This window comes from Streptomyces sp. NPDC028991 (assembly GCF_055564775.1).
Genome location: NZ_JBVHVP010000004.1, coordinates 161,837 through 184,636 on the forward strand (window position 1 = coordinate 161,837; position 22,800 = coordinate 184,636).

Here is a 22,800-nt window from a genome sequence, read left to right on the forward strand (position 1 = left end):
TGTGCAGCTCCCTCGGCCTAGTACGAGAAGGCCATCGGCTTGTCGGCGTCACGGAGGTCGCCGCCGATCTTCGTGGGCGGGTTGAGATCGGCCTCGGTGAGCTCGGGCGGGCCCGCCTTGACGTACTTGGCGAGCAGCCTGACCTCGATGACGGCGAGGATGGCGTAGAGGGTGGTGAAGACGACCATCGACGTGATGACCTCCGCCTGGGAGACACCGGGGGAGACCGCGTCGCGGGTCTGCATGACGCCGTAGACGACCCAGGGCTGCCGGCCCATCTCGGTGAAGATCCAGCCCCAGGAGTTGGCGATCAGCGGGAACGCCATCGTCCACAGGGCCAGCAGCCAGTACAGGCGGGTGAGTCTGGTGCCGAGCGGATTGCGCAGCAGCACCAGGTGCGGCACCTCGTCCTCACCGGTTCGCAGAGCGGGCGGGAGCAGGAACTTCTTCCGCGTCAGCCACAGGCCCACCAGGCCCAGGGAGAAGGACGCCATTCCGAAGCCGATCATCCACCGGAAGCCCCAGTAGGCGACGGGAACGATGGGCTTGTAGTCACCGGGGCCGAACTTCTCCTGCAGCGCCTTGTTGGTGTCGTTGATGCCGGGCACATACGAGTCGAAGTCGCTGTGGGCGAGGAAGGACAGCAGCCCGGGGATCTCCAGGGCGACCTTGTTGTGGCCCTTGTCGACGTCCCCGTAGGCGAAGACCGAGAAGGGCGCCGGTTCCTCGCCGTCCCACAGGGCCTCGGCGGCGGCCATCTTCATCGGCTGCTGCTCGTACATGACCTTGCCGAGAGTATCGCCGCTGACCGCGGTGAGCACGCCACCGACCGCCAGCGTGACCAGGCCGAGCCGGAGCGAGGTCCGCATCACCGGGATGTGCTTCTTGCGCATCAGGTGGAAGGCGGCGATGCCCACCATGAAGGCGCCGCCCGTCAGGAAGGCCGCCGAGAAGCTGTGGAAGACCTGGTTGAGCGTGGTGTTCTGGGTCAGGACCGCCCAGAAGTCGGTCAGCTCGGCGCGGCCCTTCTCCTCGTTGATCCGGTAGCCGACGGGGTGCTGCATCCAGGAGTTGGCCGCGAGGATGAAGTACGCCGACAGCAGGGTGCCGATCGAGACCATCCAGATGCAGGCCAGGTGGATCTTCTTGGGCAGCTTGTCCCAGCCGAAGATCCACAGGCCGATGAAGGTGGACTCGAAGAAGAAGGCGATCAACGCCTCGAAGGCGAGCGGCGCGCCGAAGACATCGCCTACGAAGCGGGAGTAGTCGGACCAGTTCATGCCGAACTGGAACTCCTGGACGATGCCGGTGACGACACCCATCGCGATGTTGATCAGGAAGAGCTTGCCCCAGAACTTGGTCGCTCTGAGGTACTTCTCCTTCTCCGTGCGGACCCAGGCGGTCTGCAGTCCGGCCGTGAGGGCGGCCAGTGAGATCGTCAGCGGGACGAACAGGAAGTGGTAGACGGTCGTGATGCCGAACTGCCATCGCGCCAGCGTCTCCGGCGCCAGAGCCAAGTCCACGTCGTCAGTCTCCTTACATCGCCACATCGCCGTGGTCAGCGGCGCTTTGAGCGTGTACGTCACACCCATCTCGGGCGCAACCGGGACACGCTTGTGAACGCGTTCACATTCACAAGCAATTATGACCTACAGCTTTTCGACACCGGAAGGGGGGTCCCCTGTGACGTCAACCCCTTGGCAGGCCCTTCAACAAGTTGTTGAATTCACCGCATGAAGATACGGATCTCATGGCCTGCCGGACACCTCACCGCAGCGCTCGACGACACCCCGACCACGCAGGCGCTCCTCAAGGCCCTGCCATTCACCTCGTCGGCCCACACATGGGGCGAGGAGGTGTACTTCGACACGGGCGTGTCCGTTTCACGTGAAACGGACGCCCGGCAGGTCGTCGAACCGGGCACGGTCGCCTTCTGGACCGACGGCGACGCGCTTGCGCTGCCGTACGGACCCACGCCGATCTCGCGAGGCGAGGAATGCCGCCTCGCGAGTCCCTGCAACGTCCTGGGGCGCCTCGACGGCGACCCGCGCTCGCTGGCGACGGTGCGCGACGGCGACCCGGTACGCGTCGAGCGCGTCGACACGTAGGACCACTACAGCGGCCCTGTACTGCTTAGAGCTCCTTGCGGAACTCCTCCGTCACCTTGAGGAAGATGTCGTTCGCCTCGCTCTCCCCGACCGTCACCCGCACACCCTCGCCCGGGAACGGTCGGATGACCACGCCGGCCCGCTCGCAGGCCTCGGCGAAGGCGACCGTGCGCTCCCCCAGGCGCAGCCACACGAAGTTGGCCTGGGTCTCGGGCACCGTCCAGCCCTGCGCACGCAGCGCGTCGACCACGCGCGTGCGCTCGCACACCAGCGAACCGACCCGGCCGATCAACTCGTCCTCGGCGCGCAGAGAGGCGATCGCCGCCTCCTGCGCGATCTGGCTGACCCCGAAGGGCACCGCCGTCTTGCGCAGCGCCGCCGCCACCGGCTCATGGCCGATCGCGAACCCGACCCGCAGGCCGGCGAGGCCGTACGCCTTGGAAAAGGTACGCAGGACACAGACGTTCGGCCGCTCACGGTAGATCTCCACGCCGTCCGGTACCTCGGGGTCGCGGATGAACTCGCGGTAGGCCTCGTCGAGCACCACCAGCACATCGCTCGGCACCCGATCGAGGAAGCGCTCCAGTTCGGCCCGCCGCACCACTGTGCCCGTCGGGTTGTTGGGGTTGCAGACGAAGATCAGCCGGGTCCGGTCGGTGATCGCGGCCGCCATCGCGTCCAGGTCGTGCACGTCCCCCGGCGTCAGAGGCACCTTGACGGACGTCGCGCCGCTGATCTGCGTGATGATCGGGTACGCCTCGAACGACCGCCAGGCGTAGATCACCTCGTCGCCCGGACCGGAGGTCGCCTGGATCAGTTGCTGGGCCACGCCGACCGAGCCGGTGCCGGTGGCCAGATGAGAGAGGGGCACACCGAACCGGTCCGACAGCTCGCTCATCAGAGCCGTACAAGCCATGTCCGGGTACCGGTTGAACGACGAGGCCGCGGCCGTCACCGTCTCCATCACGCCCGGCAGGGGCGGATAGGGGTTCTCGTTGGAGGACAGCTTGTAGGCCACCGGACCGTCGGCCGCGGCGGGCTTTCCCGGCTTGTAGGTGGGAATACCCTCCAGCTCGGCGCGCAGCTTGGGGCTCGTCTCGCTCACCGCAGTCCTCCTCGTGACCACCACCGGCATCGAATACTTCTCACCTTATGAGGATTCGGCGCCGCTGCGTATAGGTGAGGCCAGACCTCCTCAGTCACACTGGCATCAGGGGCAACAGCACACGAAGGCGCACGATTCGGGGGGCGCGCCGCACATATATCTACGCGCCGGTGGCTCGCGCCGTGGCGCGCATCCCTCGTGCAGGTGAGTTGAGACCTCTTCGCAACATGCGCCACTTGGCAGGCCCTCACTGGTCGACACGTCAGGTAGTGGGCTGCACGTCGTCAACTACCTTACTTTCCTAGGCAGTTAGCGCTTAATGATCATGCAGAAACGTGACTGTCAACGCGTGCATATGCGTCCGCCCTACCCCACCCCATGAGCCCTACTATCGGCTCGCCATGACAGCAGCAGGGAAGCACCAGGTGAGCCGCGCGGAAACCTCACGTCGAGGCAGCCGGCCGGGCCGGGCGGGTATCAGGGACGTGGCCGCCGCCGCCGGAGTATCCATCACTACCGTCTCCGATGCCCTCAACGGCAAGGGCCGACTCCCGGATGCCACCCGGCGCCATGTGCGCGAGGTCGCCGACCGACTGGGCTACCGGCCCTCGGCCGCCGCCCGGACGCTCCGCACCGGCAAGTCCGGACTCATCGGCCTGACCGTGACGACTTACGGGGATGAACCTTTCACCTTCACCGAGTTCGCGTACTTCGCCGAGATGGCGCGCGCCGCCACGTCCGCCGCGCTCGCCCGCGGCTACGCCCTCGTCATCCTCCCGGCGACCTCCCGTCACGACGTGTGGTCCAACGTCGCGCTCGACGGCACGGTCGTCATCGACCCCTCGGACCACGACCCGGTCGTCAGCGAACTGGTACGCCAGGGTTTACCGGTCGTCTCCGACGGCCGCCCGGCCGGGACGCTCCCCGTGACCGCCTGGGTCGACAACGACCACGAGGCCGCCGTACTCGGCATCCTCGACCACCTGGCCGACGCCGGTGCCCGCAGGATCGGCCTGCTCACCGGCACCACGACCGACACGTACACCCACCTGTCGACCACCGCCTACCTGCGCTGGTGCGAGCGCGTCGGCCAGGATCCGGTCTACGAGGCCTACCCGGCACACGATCCGTGCGCCGGCGCCGTCGCCGCCGACCGGCTGCTCGCCCGCCCCGACCGGCCCGACGCCGTCTACGGCCTGTTCGACCCGAACGGCACCGACCTGCTCGCCGCCGCCCGCCGCTACGGGCTGCGCGTCCCGGAGGACCTGTTGCTGGTCTGCTGCAGCGAGTCCACCGTGTACGCCAGCACCGAGCCGCCCATCACCACCCTGTCGCTGAAGCCGCGCCGCATCGGCACGGCGGTGATCCAGGTCCTCATCGACGCCATCGAGGGGCTCGACTCGGACCAGCCGGTCGAGCAGGTGATACCGACCGAACTGATCGTGCGTACGTCGTCGCAGCGTCGTCGCCCACCCCGGACGACGGTCAGCCCGCCGCGGTCACCGGAGGGCGAGTAGGCCCGTCGCGCTCACCGGAAGGCGGTGGACCCGTCACGGTCGCCGGAAACCGAGTTTGGCCGGCGCCCGGGAGCGGGGAGGCGGGCCCGGCCGACGCGCCCGCGTGGGAGTGGCGGCAGCCCCGCGGGCGCGACGCCACCCAGAGGGCATGGCGGCAGCTCAGCGGGGCGGGACGCCGCCCTGGGCGGGAGCGGCGGCGGCTCAGCTAGCACGACGCCGGACGGACGGAAACAGCGGAAGCCCGGCGAGCCGACGCCCCCTCCGGACGGAAGCGGCGGCAAGGGCGGCCGAGACGGCACCGGCACGTTCGAGGGATGATCACATCGCCGTTACGGACGGACGAAGCCAGGCAGAATCGGGACGAAAGCCACGGTGAACCGGAGTCCTGTTCTGATTCACCACCCCTGGGTCATCACACAGCGCGATCCGCATTCCTATGATGGGCCCACACACCGCGGGCCGCTGCGACCAGGCAGTCCGAAGCGGTGCAGATGCGGCGCGATGGTGGAGGGGTCGATGACTCAGGGGGCCGGTCAGGGACCCGAGGTGGAGCGGACGGCGACGGTGCGCGACTTCCGGGTGCCCGCGTACGTCCACGAGACCGCTCCGTACGCCGCCACCGGCCCGCACCCGGGCGACGCCGCGCCGCCCTCCGAGGAGGAGTACGAGGAGGTCCTTCCGGACGGGTACACACCCACTCAGCGGGATCTGCCCGTCATCCGTCGGGGTGACACGGTCCAGGTGACCGTCGACCCCGAACCGGCCCCGGTACAGCAGCCCGCCACGGGCCAGGGCCCGCTGTTCGTCGTCGGCGACGTGCACGGCTACCTCGACGAGCTGATGGCCGCCCTGAAGGACAAGGGCCTCATCGACGCCGCGGGCCAGTGGTGCGCCGGCACCTCCCGCCTCTGGTTCCTCGGCGACTTCACGGACCGCGGCCCGGACGGCATCGGGGTCATCGACCTGGTGATGCGGCTGTCCGCCGAGGCCGCGGCGGCGGGCGGCTACTGCAAGGCCCTGATGGGCAACCACGAGCTGCTTCTGCTCGGCGCCAAACGGTTCGGCGACACGCCCGTCAACTCCGGCGCGGGCACCGCCACCTTCCAGGCGGCCTGGCTGCTGAACGGCGGACAGAAGACCGACATGGACCGACTGCAGGACCACCACCTGCAGTGGATGGCCCGCCTCGACGCCCTCGAAGCGGTCGACGGCCACCTCCTGGTCCACTCCGACACCACCACCTACCTCGACTACGGCCGCTCCATCGAGGAGGTCAACGACACCGTCCGCGAGACGCTCACGCGCAACGACGCGGAAGAGGTGTGGGACCTGTTCCGCAAGTTCACCAAGCGCTTCTCCTTCCGCGACGAGGGCGGCGCCGACGCCGTGCGCTCCCTGCTGGACACGTACGGCGGAACCCGGATCGTGCACGGCCACAGCCCCATCCCCTACCTGCTGGGCGAGGTCGGCTCCGAGGACGGCGAGGACGACACGCGCACCGCGGTCGAGGGCCCTCACGTCTACGCGGACGGGCTGGCCATCGCGATGGACGGCGGCGTGACCATGGCCGGAAAACTGCTGGTCCAGCAACTTCCGCTCGACGCCTGACCGTTCGCCGGCCGGTTTACACACGACGGCGTACGTACAGCTCGGGACCCAATTTCCGGAAACCCCCTGTCACCCCCCACCGTCACCGCTCTACCATCGGCTTATCCGTAGCAGGCTCCCCTCCGTTTCTGCCCGACGGCTCGTTGGCATGCGAGCCCCAAGCCCTACGGAGCATCGGGGGATGCACATGAACAGCGTTCCGCAGTACCTGTCGAACGAGGACCGCCAAGAGTACGAGCGGGTCCTCGAAGAGGCGCTGCGCTCCGCACCACACCGCCCGGAACTGGCCGCTGTCGGACAGCGGCTCAACTCCGAACAACTGCGCACCATGGCACTCAGCGCCACCGCCCTCATCACCGCTGCGGCCGCGACCGAGTACCAGCACTACGTGAAGGTCCGCGAGGAACTGCGCCACCCGGCACCGCCCGCACAGGTGTCGTCCACGCGCGAATCCGGCTCCGACGAGCCGAGTACGGGAGCGGCGGGACTCGCCGCCACCATGGGCGAAGTCGCCGAGGCGACCGGCGCGGGCGCCGTCGCCGTCGTCGCCGTCCTGGCACCGGTGCTGGCCGGCACCGCCGCGGCGATCTTCCTGCTCGTCGGCTACCTCCTGAAGATGCTCGACCCGGGGCAGACCTTCGCGCAGACCATGCTCACGACCGGCTGGGTGTTCGGCGCCGTGACCGCGGTGGCGATCCTCGTCGCCGCGGTGGGACTGCTGCTCACCGCGCTGCGCAACCGCCCCTCCGCCGAGTCCGGCCGCTACGGCGAACTCGACGAGGAAATGGTCCGGGCCCGGGAAGCCTGGCACGACGCCCTGCTGGAACGCGGCATCCTGCCCTTCCTGCGGGAGGCACTCGCCGACCCGGGCACGACGGCACTGCACCGGACGGCACCGGCGGCGCCTGCCAGCCGAATGCCGCACCTCGGTTACGGCCGCCCCGGGTTCACCAGCCCGGACGGCGGCCCGGAGGCGGGCCCGCGTCCGCGTTACTCGAGTCCGGACTACAGCAGTCCGGACTTCGGGGGCCCGGAACACCGGGCCGAGTAGCCACCGGTTCGGGCGGGCGGCGGATCAGAGGATGCCCGCCCGGCCGGCGGCAGCGATCCAGGACGGGAACTCGGACAGCAGGCGGTCGTACAGCTCCGGGTCCGGGACGGTGCTGATGTCGTCGACGGCGAAGAAGCCGACGTTGTCGACCCGCCGGCCCGGCAGGGTGTCGAAACGCTCGAGCACCCCGTAGTTCGACCGGCCGAGCCCCACGAACTGCCAGAAGACGGGTTCCTCCACCGCCTCCCGCAACTCCCGCTCGATCTCGGCGTTGCGGTAGACACCGCCGTCGGAGAAGAACAGGACCAGGGTCGGAGCAGACGCCGGGTTGTCCCGGACGTAGGTCCGGACCTCGGCGATCACCTTCTGCTCCTCGTTCTGGATGCCGACGGCCCGCATGTCGACCTGCTCGGGGTGCAGGCCCTTCTTCCTGCCGCGGCGGAAGAGGCTGATCTCCCCAACGCGTACGTGCAGCCGCAGCCACTCTGGGAGGTCGCCCAGGCGGAGATCGGGCAGACGCGCCGGGTTCGAGGCGAAGGTCCAGGCCTGCATCTCACCGTCGTCGTCCAACTGCGCGGCGACGGCGGCCATCCGCTCCACGACGTCCGCGACCACGCCCTTGGAGTAGAGGAAGGACATGGACCCGGAGGCGTCGAGGACCAGGATGACGCGCGCGGTGACACCGGCCGCCCCGTGCTTGCGCAGGCTGACCGCTACCTGCTCCTTACGCAGGGACAGGCGCTTGCGCATGTCGACGGGCAGGTGTTCCTCGCCCTTGGTGAGGCGAGGGCCACCACCGGTGGCCGCCGACGGCGGAGCCGGTGCCGCGGGCCGGACCGGTGCTGCCGGTACTCCCGGTACTCCCGATGCGGCAGGCGTGGCCGACGCTGCAGGCCCGGCCGGCGGGGCCGCTGGGGCCGTCGGCATGGGCGCCGCGGGAGCCGGAGGAGCGGCCGGGGCGGCCGGGGCGGCCGGGGCGGCGGACCCGGCCGCCGGGGGAGCGTCGTCCACGGTGATGCCGAAGTCGGTGGCCAGCCCGGCGAGTCCGGAGGCGTACCCCTGCCCGACCGCGCGGAACTTCCACTTCCCCTGGCGCCGGTACAGCTCGCCGCCGAGCAGGGCGGTCTCCGTCCCGGCCGTCATGTCGAACCGGGCCAGCTCGGTACGGGTCCCGGCGTCCAGCAGCCGCAGTGACAGCCCCGGGACCCGGCCGAACGTGCCGCCGTCCGCCGAGGCGCACAAGACGATGCGGTCGATGGCCGGTTCCACCGAACGCAGGTCCACCTCGACGGTGTCGGTCGTGAAACCCGCTCCGGCACCGGAGCCGGAGCCGCCCTGCTTGCCCAGGTGCCCCACCGCGTCGGACGCGTGACGGGGCTGGTTGTAGAAGACGAAGTCGCCGTCGTCCCGCACCCGCCCCTCCGAGGTGAGCAGCAACGCGGAGGCATCGACCTCGGGCACGCCCGGTCCTGCGGACCAGTGGAGTTCGACTCGCACCGCGGGGGAGTCGACGGCGAGGTTGGCGCCCTTGCTCAGGGAGGTGGCTGTCATGCGCCCAGTCTGCCGAGCGGGCCCCTCCGTGGGGAGGGGGCAGGCCCGGCGGCCCGCCCCCGGAGAGCACTCGTTCCCGTCGCCCCGCACCCTGCGCAGGACCGCTCAGCGTGAGTCCCGGGGCAGGGACTCAGTCGGCCAGCGGCAGGTACACCCGGTTCCCGTGTGCGGCGAACTCCTTCGACTTCTGAGCCATGCCCTCCTCGATCTCGGACTTGCCGCTCCCGTGCTCCCGCCGGATGTCCTGTGAGATCTTCATCGAACAGAACTTCGGCCCGCACATCGAGCAGAAGTGGGCCGTCTTGGCGGGCTCGGCCGGCAGTGTCTCGTCGTGGAACTCCCGTGCCGTGTCCGGGTCGAGAGCCAGGTTGAACTGGTCCTCCCACCGGAATTCGAAACGGGCATCCGACAGGGCGTCGTCCCACTCCTGCGCACCTGGGTGACCCTTGGCGAGGTCGGCGGCATGGGCGGCGATCTTGTAGGTGATGACGCCGGTCTTCACGTCGTCACGGTTGGGCAGGCCCAGATGCTCCTTGGGCGTGACGTAGCAGAGCATGGCCGTGCCCCACCAGGCGATCATCGCGGCACCGATACCGGAGGTGATGTGGTCGTACGCCGGGGCGACGTCCGTCGTCAGCGGTCCGAGCGTATAGAACGGAGCTTCATCGCAGATCTCCTGCTGAAGGTCGATGTTCTCCTTGATCTTGTGCATCGGGACATGGCCCGGGCCTTCGATCATGGTCTGTACGTTGAAACGCTTGGCGATCGAGTTGAGTTCCCCGAGCGTGCGCAACTCCGCGAACTGCGCCTCGTCGTTGGCGTCCGCGATGGAGCCCGGCCGCAGGCCGTCGCCGAGCGAGTAGGTGACGTCGTAGGCGGCGAGGATCTCGCAGAGTTCCTCGAAGTTCTCGTACAGGAACGACTCTTTGTGGTGCGCCAGGCACCACGCCGCCATGATCGAGCCGCCGCGCGAGACGATGCCCGTCTTGCGGTTGGCGGTCAGCGGTACGTACGCCAGGCGCACGCCCGCGTGGACCGTCATGTAGTCCACACCCTGTTCGGCCTGCTCGATGACGGTGTCCTTGTAGACCTCCCAGGTCAGCTCCTCCGCCCGGCCGTCGACCTTCTCCAGGGCCTGGTAGAGCGGCACGGTGCCGATGGGGACGGGGGAGTTGCGCAGCACCCACTCGCGGGTGGTGTGGATGTTGCGGCCGGTGGACAGGTCCATGACCGTGTCGGCGCCCCACCGGGTCGCCCAGGTCATCTTGTCGACCTCCTCCTCGATGGAGGACGTCACGGCCGAGTTGCCGATGTTGGCGTTGACCTTCACCAGGAACCGCTTGCCGATGATCATCGGCTCGATCTCCGGGTGGTTGACGTTCGCGGGCAGTACGGCACGGCCCGCCGCGATCTCCTCCCGGACCACTTCCGGTGAGACGTTCTCCCGGACGGCCACGTACTCCATCTCCGGCGTGACCTCACCCCGACGGGCGTACGCGAGCTGCGTGACCGCGTTGCCGTCCCTTCCGCGGCGCGGCTGGCGGGGCCGTCCGGGGAAGACGGCGTCGAGGTTGCGCAGACCGCCGCGCGGAGAGGTGTGCTTGATTCCGTCGTCCTCGGGACGGACGGGGCGTCCCGCGTACTCCTCGGTGTCGCCGCGGGCGATGATCCAGTTCTCCCGCAGCGGCGGCAGGCCCCTGCGGACATCGGTGTCGACGAGCGGATCGGTGTACGGGCCCGAAGTGTCGTACAGCGTGACCGACTGCCCGTTGGTGAGATGCACCTGGCGGACCGGCACCCGCAGGTCGGGGCGTGAACCCTCGACGTACGCCTTGTGCCAGCCGATGGACTTCCCGGCCTCCGCGGACTCCTCCTGGGCGGAGTTCTGCGTGGAGGCAGACGTGCGTGCGTCCTTGATGGTCATGAGACCTACTCCCTACGCCGGCATTACCCGGTAACAGGTTCGGCGGTCGACGCAGCGGCTTCCGTCTGCCGACGCTTCGTGGGAAACATCACTCGGATTCTGTGACGTTTCCCGTGAAACATCGCTGGGACGGAGGTCAGCGCCCTCTCAGCCCGGTGCTCCGAGCTCCCGCGTGTACAAAGGTGCCCCCACGCTAGCGTCAATTCGGGCGCGGTGAACAGAGGGCCCCCCTCGTTCTTGCGATGATCGGGCGGTGACCACACCGCAGCATCCCCCGTTTCCGCCGCACGAGCCCCGCCGCGGACCGGGCACCGAGGACGGCAACGGCCGTGGAGCCGGCCCCGCTCCTTCCGGCGCTCAGGGCGCGAGCGGTGGCAGACATGACGCGGGCGGCGGGCACGGCGGTTCCGGCGGGCACGGCGGTTCCGAGGGCCACGGCGGTTCCGGCGGGCACGGAGACGGCCACGGACACTCGCACGCCCACAGTCACGGACCGGCGGCGCCCGTCTCCCGGCATCTGCGGAAGGTCATCGCCGCGGTCCTCATCCCGTTCGCCGCGGCGGTACTGGTCGGGCTCGCGCTGCTGTGGCCGGGCGGTGCACCACCGCACGAACGCACCGGGGTCGGCTTCGACCGGCAGACGCAGGATGCCACCGTCACGAAGGTGGTCGAACTGAGCTGCCAGGCCGTCAACGCCTCGGGCGTCCCCCCGACCGGCGACACCTCCACCGCCGAGGGCTCCTCCGCGGTGCAGCAGGCCAACGGCGACTGCAAGCGGGCGACGATCCGCGTCGACAGCGGCAAGGACAAGGGCCGTACGTTCACCGAGATCGTGCAGCCGGACCAGTCACGGCAGTTGCACGAGGGCCAGAAGGTGGTGGTCGCCTACGAGCCCTCCGCACCGAAGGACCTGCAGTACTCGGTGACCGACATCAACCGCGGGCTGCCGATGGCTCTGCTCGCCGGCATCTTCGCGCTCGCCGTCGTGGTGGTCGGGCGGCTGCGGGGCCTCATGGCCCTGGTCTCACTGGCCATCAGCTTCCTGCTGCTGAACTTCTTCATCCTGCCCGCGATTCTGCAGGGGTCGAACCCGCTGGCCGTGGCGGTGGTGGGGTCCAGCGCGATCATGCTGATCGCGCTGTATCTGTGCCACGGTCTGTCGGCCCGTACGTCCGTGGCGGTGCTCGGCACCCTGATCTCGTTGTTGCTCATCGGCGTGCTCGGATCGCTGTTCATCGGCTGGGCCGCGCTCACCGGCAACACGGACGACAACACCGGCCTCATCCACGGCCTGTATCCGACGATCGACATGAGCGGCCTGCTCCTCGCCGGGGTCATCATCGGTTCGCTCGGTGTCCTCGACGACGTGACGGTCACCCAGACGTCGGCCGTCTGGGAACTCCACGAGGCCAACCCGACGATGGGCTGGCGCGGCCTGTACCGCGCGGGCATCCGGATCGGCCGCGACCACATCGCCTCGGTCGTCAACACGCTCGTCCTCGCCTACGCGGGCGCCGCGCTGCCCCTTCTGCTGCTGTTCTCGATCGCGCAGAGCGGGGTGGGTACGGTCGCCAACAGCGAGTTGGTGGCGGAGGAGATCGTGCGCACGCTGGTCGGCTCGATCGGCCTGGTGGCGTCCGTTCCGGTGACCACGGCCCTCGCGGCCCTCGTCGTATCGGCCGATCGCCCGGCAGGCCTCCCGGCGGCACAGGCCCCCGGGGTGGCGCCGGGCGCCGGTACGGCGCCCGTACGCGGGCGGGGCCGTCGGCGTAAGCGCTGATCCACCGGCAGCCACCGCGGCGAAGCGTTACGCCACCGCCGTGGAACTGCCGTAACGGTTCAGCCCGCGCTCTGCTCCTCCGCCAGGATGCGGTCCAGAGCCTCGTCGAGGTGCGCGTCGAAGTCGGCGAGCGCGCCCTCCTGTCCCAGAGGCACCAGCTTGTCGGTCCGGTCGAGGAACGCCACCAGAGGCGCCGCCGACGAACGGAACAGCGCCTGGTCGCTGCCGACCTGAAGCCGGATCAGCACCTCGGCCAGCGGTTCGGGATCGACCGGGGCGATACGCACATCGCCGTCCCCGCACGGGCGGCCCACCCCGTCGACCAGCAGCTCCCGGCCGAAGGCCCAGGTCACCGGTGCATCCCCCGGCAGGTGGAAGGTCAGTCGCACGGCATAGGGATCACAGGTCTCGTAGCGCAGCTCCACCGGAATGCGGAACGAGAGCTCCTCGGACACGAGAAAGCTCATCATGACCTCTGCCTGTACGGACTCGCCCATCGTCTACCCCGTCATTCGCCGTCGACTGGCCGGGAATCAAACCTCTAACACTGGTGGCATCTTGCTTAACGTACACACCAGATCACAAGGAGTGAGTTTTCAGATACTGATAGAGATCGCGAGCGACCCCAGAAGCCGGCCCACCTCGTCCTGCAACCGCTCCGCCGCGACCAGCAGCCGGTCGGCCTGTTGGAGGGGCAGGGAGATGGCCATCGTGGCGGCCGTGGTGCCGACGGTGATCGGAATCGCCGCGCAGACCGTCCCCAGCGCGTACTCCTGGCGCTCGGTCACCGGCGTCATCCGCCGCATGCGTTCCAGACGCTTCAGCAGGGCATCGCCATCACGCACCGTGTACGGCGTCACGGGCTGCACCGGGTAGCGGTCCAGGTGGTCGCGGCGGGCGTCCTCGCCCAGCTGCGACAGCAGGCACTGCCCGATCGCGTGCGCGTGCCCGGTCTCGCGGAAGTCCGCCCACTCCTCGACCGCCGGGGTGCCCGGTGTGTCGGAGACACACATGATCTCGATGTCGCCGTCGCGGTACATGGCGTAGTACACGGGAACACCGATCGCGTCCCGCACGTGCGCCAGCGCGTCGACCACGGTGCTGCGACGTTTCTGCTCGGCTCCGCTGCTGCTCAGCCGCTCGGCTGCCTCGCCGAGGAAGAACAAGCCCTTGTCTCGGCGCAGATATCCCTCGTGCACCAGAGTGCGCAGCAGGTGGTACGCCGTGGGCAGTGCCAGCCGTGTCTCACGGGCCAGTTGCTTGGCGGGAGCTCCGTACTCGTGTTCGGCGACGCACTCCAGAAGGCGCATCGCCCGCTGCACGGAGCCGATGAGCGTCGCGGACGGCGGGTCCGTGGAGGGTGTCCGGGACGTCGAACGGGGCTGCACGGGTAGTGCGTGCAGGGGAACGAATGCGGTGTCAGCCGTGGCCAAGGGTCACTCCCGGAACGCGAGGGGGCTGCCCGTGCGGGGAACACGGGTGGGGGTGTACGCCACTCGCGGGGTGGCCCCCGCGTGGAGTTCCGGACTCTAACCGCCGGTCACCGCTCGCCGACGGCCCGTCCAGGAAACTTCCCTCGCGCGAGGGAACCGGTGATTCCTGTTACCGCCACCGGTGCCCCACGGCTCTCACCAGTCGCTGCGTGACGACGAACTCGACATGAACTTGCGTACGACGTAGACCAGTCCGCCGACGAGCGCGACGAAGACCAGCAGCTTGAACAGCAGTCCGATCACGAAGCCGACCACACTGGCGATCAGCCCGCCGAACACGACCAGGGCGATGACCGGCACCGCGATCCACTTCACCCACCACGGCAGTCCCGTGAAGATCTCTCGCATCGCCCTCGTCCTTACCTTTCCGCCCTCGAGTGCCGGGTCCTCAGACGGCCCGGGAACCCTTGGGGAATCTTCCGATGTCCTGCACCCGATGCTAGGGCCGCGAGGGCCCCGGCAGGGCCCTCGAACCCCTTGTCTCCCCCTGACCGATCCCCTAGGGAACCCCGAGGTCGCGGCTCAGCTCTCGGGCGGAGAGAACACCACCAGAACCCGCAGGTCCTCGCTGATGTGGTGGAACTTGTGGGCGACCCCGGCCGGCACGTAGACCACGCTGCCGCGGGCGACCTGAGTGGTCTCCATCCCCACGGTGATCGCGGCCCGACCGCTCACCACGAAGTACACCTCGTCCTGCGCGTGCGGCTTCTGCGGGTCGGCCGTGCCCGCGTCAAGGGCGTACAGGCCGACCGACATGTTCCGCTCGCGCAGGAACTGCAGGTAGGCACCGTCATTGGCGGCGCGCTCCGCCTCCAGTTCGTCCAGCCGGAATGCCTTCATCGCCTCGTCCGCCCCTGCCTCACCGTTCGTTTCCGATCGCGTCTGCCACGATCAGACACATGAAGAATTTCCTAGTCAAGACGATCGCCAACGCGGGCGCCCTGGCGGTCGCCGTGTGGCTGCTCGACAAGATCACCCTGACCGGGGGCAGCACCGGCGAGAAGGCACTCACGCTGATCGTGGTCGCCCTGGTGTTCGGCGTGGTGAACCTGCTGGTGAAGCCGATCGTGCAGGTGCTGACCTTCCCCCTGTTCATCCTGACCCTCGGCCTGTTCACACTGGTGGTCAACGCGCTGATGCTGTTGCTCACGTCGTGGCTGGCCGACAAGCTCGACCTGAGTTTCCACGTCGACGGGTTCTGGACCGCCGTCCTGGGCGGTCTGATCATCTCGGTCGTCTCCTGGGCCCTCAACGCGTTCCTGCCCGACGAGGACTGATCCCGATGACCTACCGCGTCTGCTTCGTGTGCACGGGCAACATCTGCCGCTCTCCGATGGCCGAGGCCGTCTTCCACGCGCGCGTGGCGGATGCCGGGCTGGACGGTCTGGTCGAGGCCGACAGCGCCGGCACGGGCGGCTGGCACGAGGGCGAGGGCGCAGACCCGCGCGCCGTGGCCGTCCTGGAGGAGAACGGCTACGGTCTCGACGACCACACGGCCCGCCGGTTCCAGCCGTCCTGGTTCTCCCGCCTGGACCTCGTCGTCGCCCTGGACGCCGGCCACCTGCGGGCACTGCGCCGCCTCGCCCCAACGGAGCAGGACGCGGCCAAGGTGCGGCTGCTGCGGTCCTACGACCCCGCCGCTGACGGCGCAGACCTGGACGTACCGGACCCCTACTACGGGGGCGTGGACGGCTTCGAGGAATGCCTTGAGATGGTGGAGGCGGCGAGCAGCGGACTGCTCGCCGCGGTACGCGAGCAAGTGGAAGGACGGGCGGCATGAGTGTTTCCGCTACGAACGACGGGTCCGGAACGGGCGCCGAGAGGATCCGTTCCGGCTCCGGTGACGGCACGCGCGCGGTGCGGGCCGGGCTGCCCGAGCCGGTCAAGCACGAGCCGACGCTGCCCGGCCCCGTGTTCGCCGCCCACTTCCACCTGCCGGGCGAGCCGACCGGCCCGTACACCTACGGCCGCGACGAGAACCCGACCTGGACCCACCTCGAGCGTGCCATCGGTGAGCTGGAGGCGCCCGGGCAGGACGATGTCGAGACGCTCGTGTTCGCCTCCGGCATGGCCGCGATCTCCTCGGTGCTCTTCTCCCAGCTGCGCGCCGGTGACACGGCCGTCCTGCCCGACGACGGCTATCAGGCGCTGCCGCTGGTCCGCGCCCAGCTGGAGGCGTACGGCATCGAGGTGCGCACCGCGCCGACCGGCGGGGACGCCCAGCTGGGCGTCCTGGACGGGGCGAAACTGCTGTGGATCGAGACACCGTCCAATCCCGGGCTCGACGTGTGCGACGTCCGGCGGCTCGTCGAGGCGGCACACGCGCGTGGCGCCCTCGTCGCCGTCGACAACACACTCGCCACGCCGCTGGGGCAGCGCCCGCTGGAGCTCGGCGCCGACTTCTCCGTGGCCAGCGGCACCAAGCAGCTCACCGGCCACGGCGACGTCCTGCTGGGCTACGTGACCGGCCGCGACGCCGGGACGATGACCGCCGTACGGCGCTGGCGCAAGATCGTCGGGGCGATTCCCGGCCCCATGGAGGCCTGGCTCGCACATCGCTCGATCGCCACCCTCCAACTGCGCGTGGACCGGCAGAACGCCACCGCGCTCAAGGTGGCCGAAGCCCTCCGGGCGCGGCCCGAGGTCACCGGCCTGCGCTACCCCGGGCTGCCCGACGACCCCTCCCACAAGATCGCCGCGCAGCAGATGCTGCGCTACGGGTGCGTCGTCTCCTTCACGCTGTCCACGCGTGCGCGTGCCGATCGTTTCCTCGACGCACTGCGGCTCGTGGAGGGTGCGACGAGCTTCGGTGGGGTGCGGTCAACGGCCGAACGGCGCGGACGCTGGGGCGGCGACGCGGTACCCGAGGGCTTCGTCCGGCTCTCGGTCGGCGCGGAGGATCCCGAGGACCTGGTGGCGGACCTGCTGCGGGCGCTGGAGGAGTCGGCGGACTGACCGCCGCCTTGATGTTTCCGGACCAGTACGACGGACGGTCCGAGCCTCCCCCCTCGTGGCTCGGACCGTCCTCCGGTTCCGCGGGCGAAGAACCGCGCGATTAAGGCTAGTTGACTCTGTGTCAGTGTCCAATCACAGTAGCGACAGCGACCTATCGACATATTTATAGTTGGCGCGTCCGGTGGGCTGGAGGAGAACAGAAGAGGGGGGCCATGGACCTGGCCTTGCTGCGCACCTTCGTGACCGTGCACCGAGCCGGCTCCTTCACCCGCGCCGCGGCCCTGCTCGGCCTCTCCCAGCCGGCCGTCACCTCACAGATCCGCACCCTGGAGCGGCAACTGGGACGACCCCTGTTCTTGCGGCAGGCCCGGGGCGTCACGCCGACGACCATCGGCGACGAACTCGCCCACAAGGCCGCACCGCATCTCGACGCCCTGGTGGAGATCGCCGAGATCGGCGTGGATGACGACTCCTTGCTCAGAACCCTGCATCTCGCCGGACCGCCCGAGTTCACCGCCGAGCGAGCGCTTCCCGTACTCACGGAACTCACCGGCGAATACGGACAGGGCTTCGCCCTGCGCGCCTCGTTCGGAAACGCCGAGGAGACCCTGGAGGGATTGGCCGCAGGACATCACGATCTGGCCATCGGCACGGCACGGCCGCGCGGCGCGCTGCTCACGGCGACTCCGCTCTGCGACGAGGAGCATGTCCTGGTCGCCGCGCCCGACTGGGCGGAGCGGGCCGGCTCCGAAAAGCTCCGGCACTCCGCCGCACCCGCTCTGGAACACGTTCCCGTGGTCGAGGTGCACGAGTCGCTGCCCTTTGTCGCCCGTTACTGGGCATCCGTGTTCGACGCCCGCCCGGCCGCTCCGGGCACGGTCGTCGCCCCCGACCTGCGTGCGGTACTCGCCTGTACGGTCGCGGGCGCAGGGCTCGCCGTACTGCCCCGCTATCTGTGTGCCGAGGCACTGGAGCGCGGTGACGTGGTCGCCCTGCATGAACCGGCGATACCGCCGCTGCGGACGTACTTCCTGGTGGTGCGTACCGGCACGCTGGCGATGCCGCACATTGCCCGTGCCCATGAGGGGCTGCTGCGTGCCGCCGCCGACTGGAACTGAACCGGCGATCTTGCGGCTGGGCATGCCGCGATGTTTCACGTGGAACCAGCCGGGCCACATTTCTCCCATGACCGTCCGACCCGTGGTCAAGCGCACCGCCCGCGCCGTCCTCCTGGACGGCGACCACTTGATCCTGATCAAGCGCACCAAGCCCGGTGTCGACCCCTACTGGATCACTCCGGGAGGCGGGGTCGAGCCGGACGACACCACCGTCGTGGACGCCCTGCACCGCGAGGTCTACGAGGAACTCGGCGCCAAGATCGTCGATGTGGTCCCGTGCTTCGTGGACACGGTGGAACACATCGGCGAGGACGCCGGCACTACCGGCGTGAAGGTGCAGCACTTCTTCGTCTGCCGCCTGGAGTCCATGGACCCGGCACTGCGGCATGGCCCCGAAATCGACGAGCCCGCTGGTGAGTACGAGATCGTCCGGATCCCGTTCACTCGGGTCGGGATCGCCTCCGTCCACCTCGTACCGCTGTCGCTGCGGCACTATCTGGACGGGAATATCGAGGGCGTGCGCGCCATGCACGCTCCCGACCTCGGCTGACACCGACGGCAGCCGGCCTCCCGGCCTCACAGCGTCCAGCGGATGACGGCTCCCTGTGCGCTCGGCCACCACGTGGCCAAAAGCTCGTGTGTTCCCGCGGAAAGTGGTGGACGCGGGTGGCCCCCGTCGGACAGCCTGACCTGCGTGCCGACACCTTCCCTCGCCTCTCTGCCGATCCGCCGTCTGACGCTGCGCGATCTCACCGCCTGCGCCGACCTGTCCGAGAACCGGGGGTGGCCGCGCGAAGAACACAAGTGGGGCTTCCTCCTGACAGCCGGGAAGGGGTACGGCATCGACGACCCCCAAGGCGGACTCGTCAGCGCCTGCACGGTTACCGAGTACGGGCCACCCGAGCATCCCTCCCTCGCCGCCATCGGCATGATGCTGGTCGCCGGTCGGCACGCCCGTCAGGGAATCGGACGCCGGCTGATGCGTCACGTCGTCGCCGCCCTGGGCACCACCCCCCTGGCCCTGCACGCGACGCCGTACGGCCGGCCGCTCTACGAGGAACTCGGCTTCAAGACCACCGGCCGGGCGGAGATGCTGCGTGGGTGTTTCATTCCGGGCGGACCAGAGCCCAGGATCACCACGCGCGCGGCCACTGCCGAGGACCTCACCGCGATTCTCCGCCTCGACGGGGAGGTCTTCGGGACCGACCGCACCCACATCATCACGCGGCTGCCCGCCTTCGCCGACCAGCTGCGCGTCGCCGAGGAAGACGGTCGGCTCATCGGGTACGCCGCGGCTTGGCCCAACATGGAAACCCACGTCGTGGGCCCTCTGATCGCCCGCGACACCGAGACGGCCAAGGCACTGCTCGGTTCCCTCGCCGCCCGCACCGACCGCCCGCTGCGCACGGATATCGACGCACGGCACGTGGAGCTGCTGGCCTGGGCGAAGGAGCGCGGCCTCGCCTTCGTCGCCTCCAACATGATCATGACGTACGGGATCACGGAGCTGCCCGGGGACTGGAACCGGCGGTTTGCTCCGCTGACGGTGGCGGCGGGCTGACCCCGCGCGGCGGACCGACCAGCGGTACGGCGGCGCCCGGGTACGACGAAGCCGGTTCCCGGCGGAAACCCGGAAACCGGCTTCGCGGAACGGCGGCCGACGTCAGGCGAGGGCATCCACGGCGGCCCTGGCGAAGGCGTGGTCCTGCTCGGGCGCGCCGCCACCGACCCCGATCGCGCCGATCAACCGGCCGTCGCGGTGGACGGGCACGCCGCCCGCGATGAACAGAAGCGGCCGGTCGAGCGCCGTGGGAAGGGTGTGGAAGAGGCCTCCGGGCTGGACGGCGTCGACGAGGTCGGCGGTCGGGGCGTTCAGCTGGAGCGATGTGTAGGCCTTGCGGGTACTGGTCTCGCCGGAGATCAGCACGGCCCGGTCGTCGCGCCGGAAGGCGAGGAGGTGCCCGCCGGCGTCGAGGACGGTGACGCTGACGGTGACTTCGGCGGCTTCGGCCGCGCGGTGGGCCGCGGCGACGAGAGCCTCGGCGTTCTGGATGGTGAGCGGTGCGACAGCGGTGGTGCTCATGGGAGCGTTCTCCTTGGTTGCTGCTGAGTGGTGCGGTGCTTCAGTGGTGCTCGAGACGGGAGGGGCCGCAGAGGTCGGGGGTCGGCTCTGGCCCACCGACCTCGCGGCCGGGATCGTTCAGTGGTGTGCGGCGACGGCCTGCTCCTCGGCGGGTACGGAGCCCGCGACACCCACGCCGGGAGCGCCGTCGCGCCGTTCGAGAGCCGCCGAGAGGAAGGCGAGGACCAGCGCGGCCGCGGCGAGCACGGCACCGACCCAGTTCGGGGCGGTGTAGCCGAGGCCGGCGGCGATGACGACGCCCCCGAGCCAGGCGGAGAGCGCGTTGCCGAGGTTGAAGGCACCGATGTTCACGGCCGAGGCCAGCGTCGGTGCACCCTGCGCGTGGTCCAGGACGCGCTTCTGCAGCGGCGGCACAGTGGCGAAGCCCAGGGCGCCGATCAGGACGATGGTCACGGCCGAGGCGATCTTGTTGTGCGCGCTGAGCGTGAACAGGGCGAGCACGACGGCCAGGGAGCCCAGGGAGATGTACAGCATCGGCATCAGGGCGCGGTCGGCGAACCTTCCGCCGACGAGGTTGCCGCCGACCATACCGAGGCCGAAAAGGACCAGCAGCCAGGTGACCGAGCCGTCGGCGAAACCCGCGACATGAGTCATCATCGGCGCGATGTACGTGATGGCCGCGAAGACCCCGCCGAAGCCGAGGACGGTCATGGCCATCGCGAGCAGGACCTGGACGTTCTTGAACGCGGCCAGTTCATGTCGCAGTTGCACGCCTTCGGCCTTGGGTACGTCGGGCACCAGCTTGGCGATACCGGCCAGACCCACGACACCGAGCACGGCCACGGCCGCGAAGGTGACCCGCCAGCCGACGGACTGTCCGACGAGCGTCCCCAGCGGGACGCCGACGACGTTGGCAACGGTCAGTCCGGTGAACATCATCGCGATCGCGCCCGCCTTCTTTTGCGGGGCGACCAATTCGGCCGCGACGACCGCGCCGATGCCGAAGAAGGCGCCGTGCGCCAGGGAGGCGACCACACGGCCGGTCAGCATGACGGAGAAGGCCGGGGCCAGGGCGGAGAGCAGGTTGCCGACGATGAACAGCCCCATCAGCAGCATCAGCATCCGCTTCCGCGGAACCTTGGTGCCTAGCACGGTCATCAGCGGGGCGCCGAACATCACGCCGAGCGCGTAGCCGGTCACCAGGAAGCCGGCGGTGGGGATGGAGACCCCGTAGTCGCTCGCGACTTCGGGCAGCAAGCCCATGATCACGAACTCTGTCGTTCCGATTCCGAAGGCCCCGATCGCGAGGGCCAGAAGCGCGAGAGGCATGGAGGGGTTACCTTCCCAGAAGATTGCAGGTGCGCTTTACGTGCCTTCACAATAGTTGCAGACGCGGGCTACATGCAAATGCTGGCAATTGCGGACCTGGGCTACCCTGGCCTGAACCGCTCCGGGACGGAGGAAACACATGACAGCGACGGACCCCGCGCTCACCGCCCTCTCCCAGGGCTGGTGCGCTCTCTCCCTGCTGCACGGGAGGATCGAGGCCCACATCGAGCGCGCCCTGCAGGCCGGACACGACCTGAGCGTGCGCGAGTACTCCCTGCTCGACGTACTCAGCCGACAGCACGACGGCGACGGTGGACATCTGCAGATGAAGCAGGTCGCCGATGCCGTCGTCCTCAGCCAGAGCGCCACCACCCGCCTGGTCACCCGGCTCGAGGACCGTGGGCTGCTCGAGCGATACCTGTGCCCCACCGACCGGCGCGGCATCTACACCAATGTCACGACGGCCGGCCTCGAACTGCTGGACGAGGCACGGCCCACCAACGACGCCGCACTGCGCGAGGCCCTGGACGAAGCGGCGGAGAACCCCGACCTCGCCCCGCTGGTCCGGGCCGTTGAGACCCTCAAGACGCCGGTGCCCGCCTAGCCGGTGATGCCTGACTACGCCGTGACCCGCCCTGCCGCCTCTGCGTAGGGTGCGGTCATGGGAGATCTTGAAATACGCCCCACCGCCCAGGACGACATCCCCGCGGTCGTCGCGATGCTCGCCGACGACCCCCTGGGCGCCCAGCGCGAGTCACCGAACGACATGAGCCCCTACCTGGCAGCGTTCGAACGGCTCAGCGCCGACCCGAACCAGCACCTGGTGGTCGCCGTCCGCGACGACCGCGTCGTCGGCACACTCCAACTGACGATCATCCCCGGCCTGTCCCGGCGCGGTGCCACCCGCTCGATCATCGAAGGTGTCCGCATCCACGCCGACGAACGCGGCAGCGGCCTGGGCACACAGCTCATCGAATGGGCGGTCGACGAGTCCCGCCGGCAGGGCTGTCACCTGGTGCAGCTCACCTCCGACCGAACCCGTACCGACGCCCACCGCTTCTACGAGCGCCTCGGCTTCACGGCCTCGCACACGGGCTTCAAGCTCCAGCTCTGACCGGACGCTCGCGCGAAGCGCCCCGGCGTCGGAGCGGGCCCTGTTTCACGTGAAACAGGGCCCG

The 22,800-nt window shown here is 69.4% G+C and carries 23 protein-coding genes; 13 read left to right on the forward strand and 10 right to left on the reverse strand.

The window, feature by feature from the left end; translation table 11 throughout:
- Positions 1 to 17 precede the first annotated feature (17 nt).
- Positions 18 to 1,523, reverse strand: a complete 1,506-nt coding sequence (locus tag ACZ4V1_RS10970; protein WP_468332680.1) for a cytochrome ubiquinol oxidase subunit I — start codon at positions 1,521 to 1,523, stop codon at positions 18 to 20.
- A 210-nt stretch (positions 1,524 to 1,733) separates the two neighbouring features.
- Between ACZ4V1_RS10970 and ACZ4V1_RS10975 the strand changes: the two genes are divergently transcribed.
- Positions 1,734 to 2,108 (forward strand): cyclophilin-like fold protein, encoded by a 375-nt coding sequence (locus ACZ4V1_RS10975; protein WP_468332683.1) that lies wholly within the window; start codon positions 1,734 to 1,736, stop codon positions 2,106 to 2,108.
- 25 nt (positions 2,109 to 2,133) lie between these two features.
- Here ACZ4V1_RS10975 and hisC read toward each other — a convergent pair whose 3' ends face one another.
- Positions 2,134 to 3,213, reverse strand: a complete 1,080-nt coding sequence (gene hisC / locus ACZ4V1_RS10980; protein WP_468332686.1) for a histidinol-phosphate transaminase — start codon at positions 3,211 to 3,213, stop codon at positions 2,134 to 2,136.
- Positions 3,214 to 3,614: 401 nt separating this feature from the next.
- Between hisC and ACZ4V1_RS10985 the strand changes: the two genes are divergently transcribed.
- The 3 genes from ACZ4V1_RS10985 to ACZ4V1_RS10995 all read left to right on the forward strand — a co-directional run bounded on the left by ACZ4V1_RS10985 (position 3,615) and on the right by ACZ4V1_RS10995 (position 7,389).
- The gene (locus tag ACZ4V1_RS10985) at positions 3,615 to 4,730 is read left to right on the forward strand and encodes a LacI family DNA-binding transcriptional regulator (RefSeq protein ID WP_468332689.1); all 1,116 of its coding nucleotides are present in this window, start codon (positions 3,615 to 3,617) and stop codon (positions 4,728 to 4,730) included.
- Between the two features lie 501 nt (positions 4,731 to 5,231).
- Positions 5,232 to 6,338 (forward strand): metallophosphoesterase family protein, encoded by a 1,107-nt coding sequence (locus ACZ4V1_RS10990; RefSeq protein WP_468332692.1) that lies wholly within the window; start codon positions 5,232 to 5,234, stop codon positions 6,336 to 6,338.
- A 181-nt stretch (positions 6,339 to 6,519) separates the two neighbouring features.
- Positions 6,520 to 7,389: a hypothetical protein gene (locus ACZ4V1_RS10995; RefSeq protein ID WP_468332695.1), complete on the forward strand. Its 870-nt coding sequence runs from the start codon at positions 6,520 to 6,522 to the stop codon at positions 7,387 to 7,389.
- A 24-nt stretch (positions 7,390 to 7,413) separates the two neighbouring features.
- On the opposite strand, the gene ACZ4V1_RS11000 is transcribed toward ACZ4V1_RS10995, so the two are convergent.
- Positions 7,414 to 8,940, reverse strand: coding sequence for a VWA domain-containing protein (locus tag ACZ4V1_RS11000; protein ID WP_468332698.1), 1,527 nt, complete (start codon positions 8,938 to 8,940; stop codon positions 7,414 to 7,416).
- Positions 8,941 to 9,070: 130 nt separating this feature from the next.
- Positions 9,071 to 10,864, reverse strand: coding sequence for a phosphomethylpyrimidine synthase ThiC (thiC, locus tag ACZ4V1_RS11005; protein ID WP_468332701.1), 1,794 nt, complete (start codon positions 10,862 to 10,864; stop codon positions 9,071 to 9,073).
- Positions 10,865 to 11,117: 253 nt separating this feature from the next.
- On the opposite strand from thiC, the gene ACZ4V1_RS11010 reads away from it, so the two are divergent.
- Complete coding sequence (locus ACZ4V1_RS11010; protein ID WP_468332704.1) at positions 11,118 to 12,644, forward strand: YibE/F family protein; 1,527 nt, start codon at positions 11,118 to 11,120, stop codon at positions 12,642 to 12,644.
- A 59-nt stretch (positions 12,645 to 12,703) separates the two neighbouring features.
- On the opposite strand, the gene ACZ4V1_RS11015 is transcribed toward ACZ4V1_RS11010, so the two are convergent.
- The 4 genes from ACZ4V1_RS11015 to ACZ4V1_RS11030 all read right to left on the reverse strand — a co-directional run bounded on the left by ACZ4V1_RS11015 (position 12,704) and on the right by ACZ4V1_RS11030 (position 14,977).
- Positions 12,704 to 13,141 carry an SsgA family sporulation/cell division regulator gene (locus ACZ4V1_RS11015; RefSeq protein WP_055422101.1) on the reverse strand — a complete coding sequence of 146 codons (438 nt, stop codon included), beginning with the start codon at positions 13,139 to 13,141 and terminating at the stop codon, positions 12,704 to 12,706.
- 99 nt (positions 13,142 to 13,240) lie between these two features.
- Positions 13,241 to 13,954 (reverse strand): IclR family transcriptional regulator, encoded by a 714-nt coding sequence (locus ACZ4V1_RS11020; protein WP_468333512.1) that lies wholly within the window; start codon positions 13,952 to 13,954, stop codon positions 13,241 to 13,243.
- 318 nt (positions 13,955 to 14,272) lie between these two features.
- Positions 14,273 to 14,485 carry a DUF5326 family protein gene (locus ACZ4V1_RS11025; protein WP_104633763.1) on the reverse strand — a complete coding sequence of 71 codons (213 nt, stop codon included), beginning with the start codon at positions 14,483 to 14,485 and terminating at the stop codon, positions 14,273 to 14,275.
- 174 nt (positions 14,486 to 14,659) lie between these two features.
- Complete coding sequence (locus ACZ4V1_RS11030; RefSeq protein ID WP_053133839.1) at positions 14,660 to 14,977, reverse strand: cupin domain-containing protein; 318 nt, start codon at positions 14,975 to 14,977, stop codon at positions 14,660 to 14,662.
- Positions 14,978 to 15,036: 59 nt separating this feature from the next.
- On the opposite strand from ACZ4V1_RS11030, the gene ACZ4V1_RS11035 reads away from it, so the two are divergent.
- The 6 genes from ACZ4V1_RS11035 to ACZ4V1_RS11060 all read left to right on the forward strand — a co-directional run bounded on the left by ACZ4V1_RS11035 (position 15,037) and on the right by ACZ4V1_RS11060 (position 19,771).
- Positions 15,037 to 15,414 (forward strand): phage holin family protein, encoded by a 378-nt coding sequence (locus tag ACZ4V1_RS11035; RefSeq protein ID WP_468332709.1) that lies wholly within the window; start codon positions 15,037 to 15,039, stop codon positions 15,412 to 15,414.
- A gap of 5 nt (positions 15,415 to 15,419) precedes the next feature.
- Positions 15,420 to 15,917, forward strand: a complete 498-nt coding sequence (locus ACZ4V1_RS11040) for a low molecular weight protein-tyrosine-phosphatase (protein ID WP_468332712.1) — start codon at positions 15,420 to 15,422, stop codon at positions 15,915 to 15,917.
- Positions 15,914 to 17,092 (forward strand): cystathionine gamma-lyase, encoded by a 1,179-nt coding sequence (locus tag ACZ4V1_RS11045; RefSeq protein WP_468332715.1) that lies wholly within the window; start codon positions 15,914 to 15,916, stop codon positions 17,090 to 17,092. Before ACZ4V1_RS11040 ends, ACZ4V1_RS11045 begins: the two co-directional genes overlap by 4 nt.
- A gap of 212 nt (positions 17,093 to 17,304) precedes the next feature.
- Complete coding sequence (locus tag ACZ4V1_RS11050; RefSeq protein WP_468332718.1) at positions 17,305 to 18,210, forward strand: LysR family transcriptional regulator; 906 nt, start codon at positions 17,305 to 17,307, stop codon at positions 18,208 to 18,210.
- A gap of 67 nt (positions 18,211 to 18,277) precedes the next feature.
- Positions 18,278 to 18,760, forward strand: a complete 483-nt coding sequence (locus ACZ4V1_RS11055) for an NUDIX hydrolase (RefSeq protein ID WP_468332721.1) — start codon at positions 18,278 to 18,280, stop codon at positions 18,758 to 18,760.
- A 144-nt stretch (positions 18,761 to 18,904) separates the two neighbouring features.
- Positions 18,905 to 19,771 (forward strand): GNAT family N-acetyltransferase, encoded by an 867-nt coding sequence (locus tag ACZ4V1_RS11060; RefSeq protein ID WP_468332724.1) that lies wholly within the window; start codon positions 18,905 to 18,907, stop codon positions 19,769 to 19,771.
- Between the two features lie 102 nt (positions 19,772 to 19,873).
- Here the strand turns inward: ACZ4V1_RS11060 and ACZ4V1_RS11065 are convergent, their stop codons facing one another.
- Both ACZ4V1_RS11065 and ACZ4V1_RS11070 read right to left on the reverse strand, forming a co-directional pair.
- Positions 19,874 to 20,293: a GlcG/HbpS family heme-binding protein gene (locus ACZ4V1_RS11065; protein ID WP_468332727.1), complete on the reverse strand. Its 420-nt coding sequence runs from the start codon at positions 20,291 to 20,293 to the stop codon at positions 19,874 to 19,876.
- A gap of 117 nt (positions 20,294 to 20,410) precedes the next feature.
- Positions 20,411 to 21,622, reverse strand: a complete 1,212-nt coding sequence (locus tag ACZ4V1_RS11070) for an MFS transporter (RefSeq protein ID WP_468332730.1) — start codon at positions 21,620 to 21,622, stop codon at positions 20,411 to 20,413.
- Between the two features lie 139 nt (positions 21,623 to 21,761).
- Here ACZ4V1_RS11070 and ACZ4V1_RS11075 point away from each other — a divergent pair, with 139 nt between their 5' ends.
- Together ACZ4V1_RS11075 and ACZ4V1_RS11080 are read left to right on the forward strand one after the other, a co-directional pair.
- Positions 21,762 to 22,226, forward strand: coding sequence for a MarR family winged helix-turn-helix transcriptional regulator (locus ACZ4V1_RS11075; RefSeq protein ID WP_468332733.1), 465 nt, complete (start codon positions 21,762 to 21,764; stop codon positions 22,224 to 22,226).
- A gap of 57 nt (positions 22,227 to 22,283) precedes the next feature.
- Positions 22,284 to 22,736 (forward strand): GNAT family N-acetyltransferase, encoded by a 453-nt coding sequence (locus tag ACZ4V1_RS11080; RefSeq protein ID WP_468332736.1) that lies wholly within the window; start codon positions 22,284 to 22,286, stop codon positions 22,734 to 22,736.
- The last annotated feature ends 64 nt before the right edge of the window (positions 22,737 to 22,800 follow it).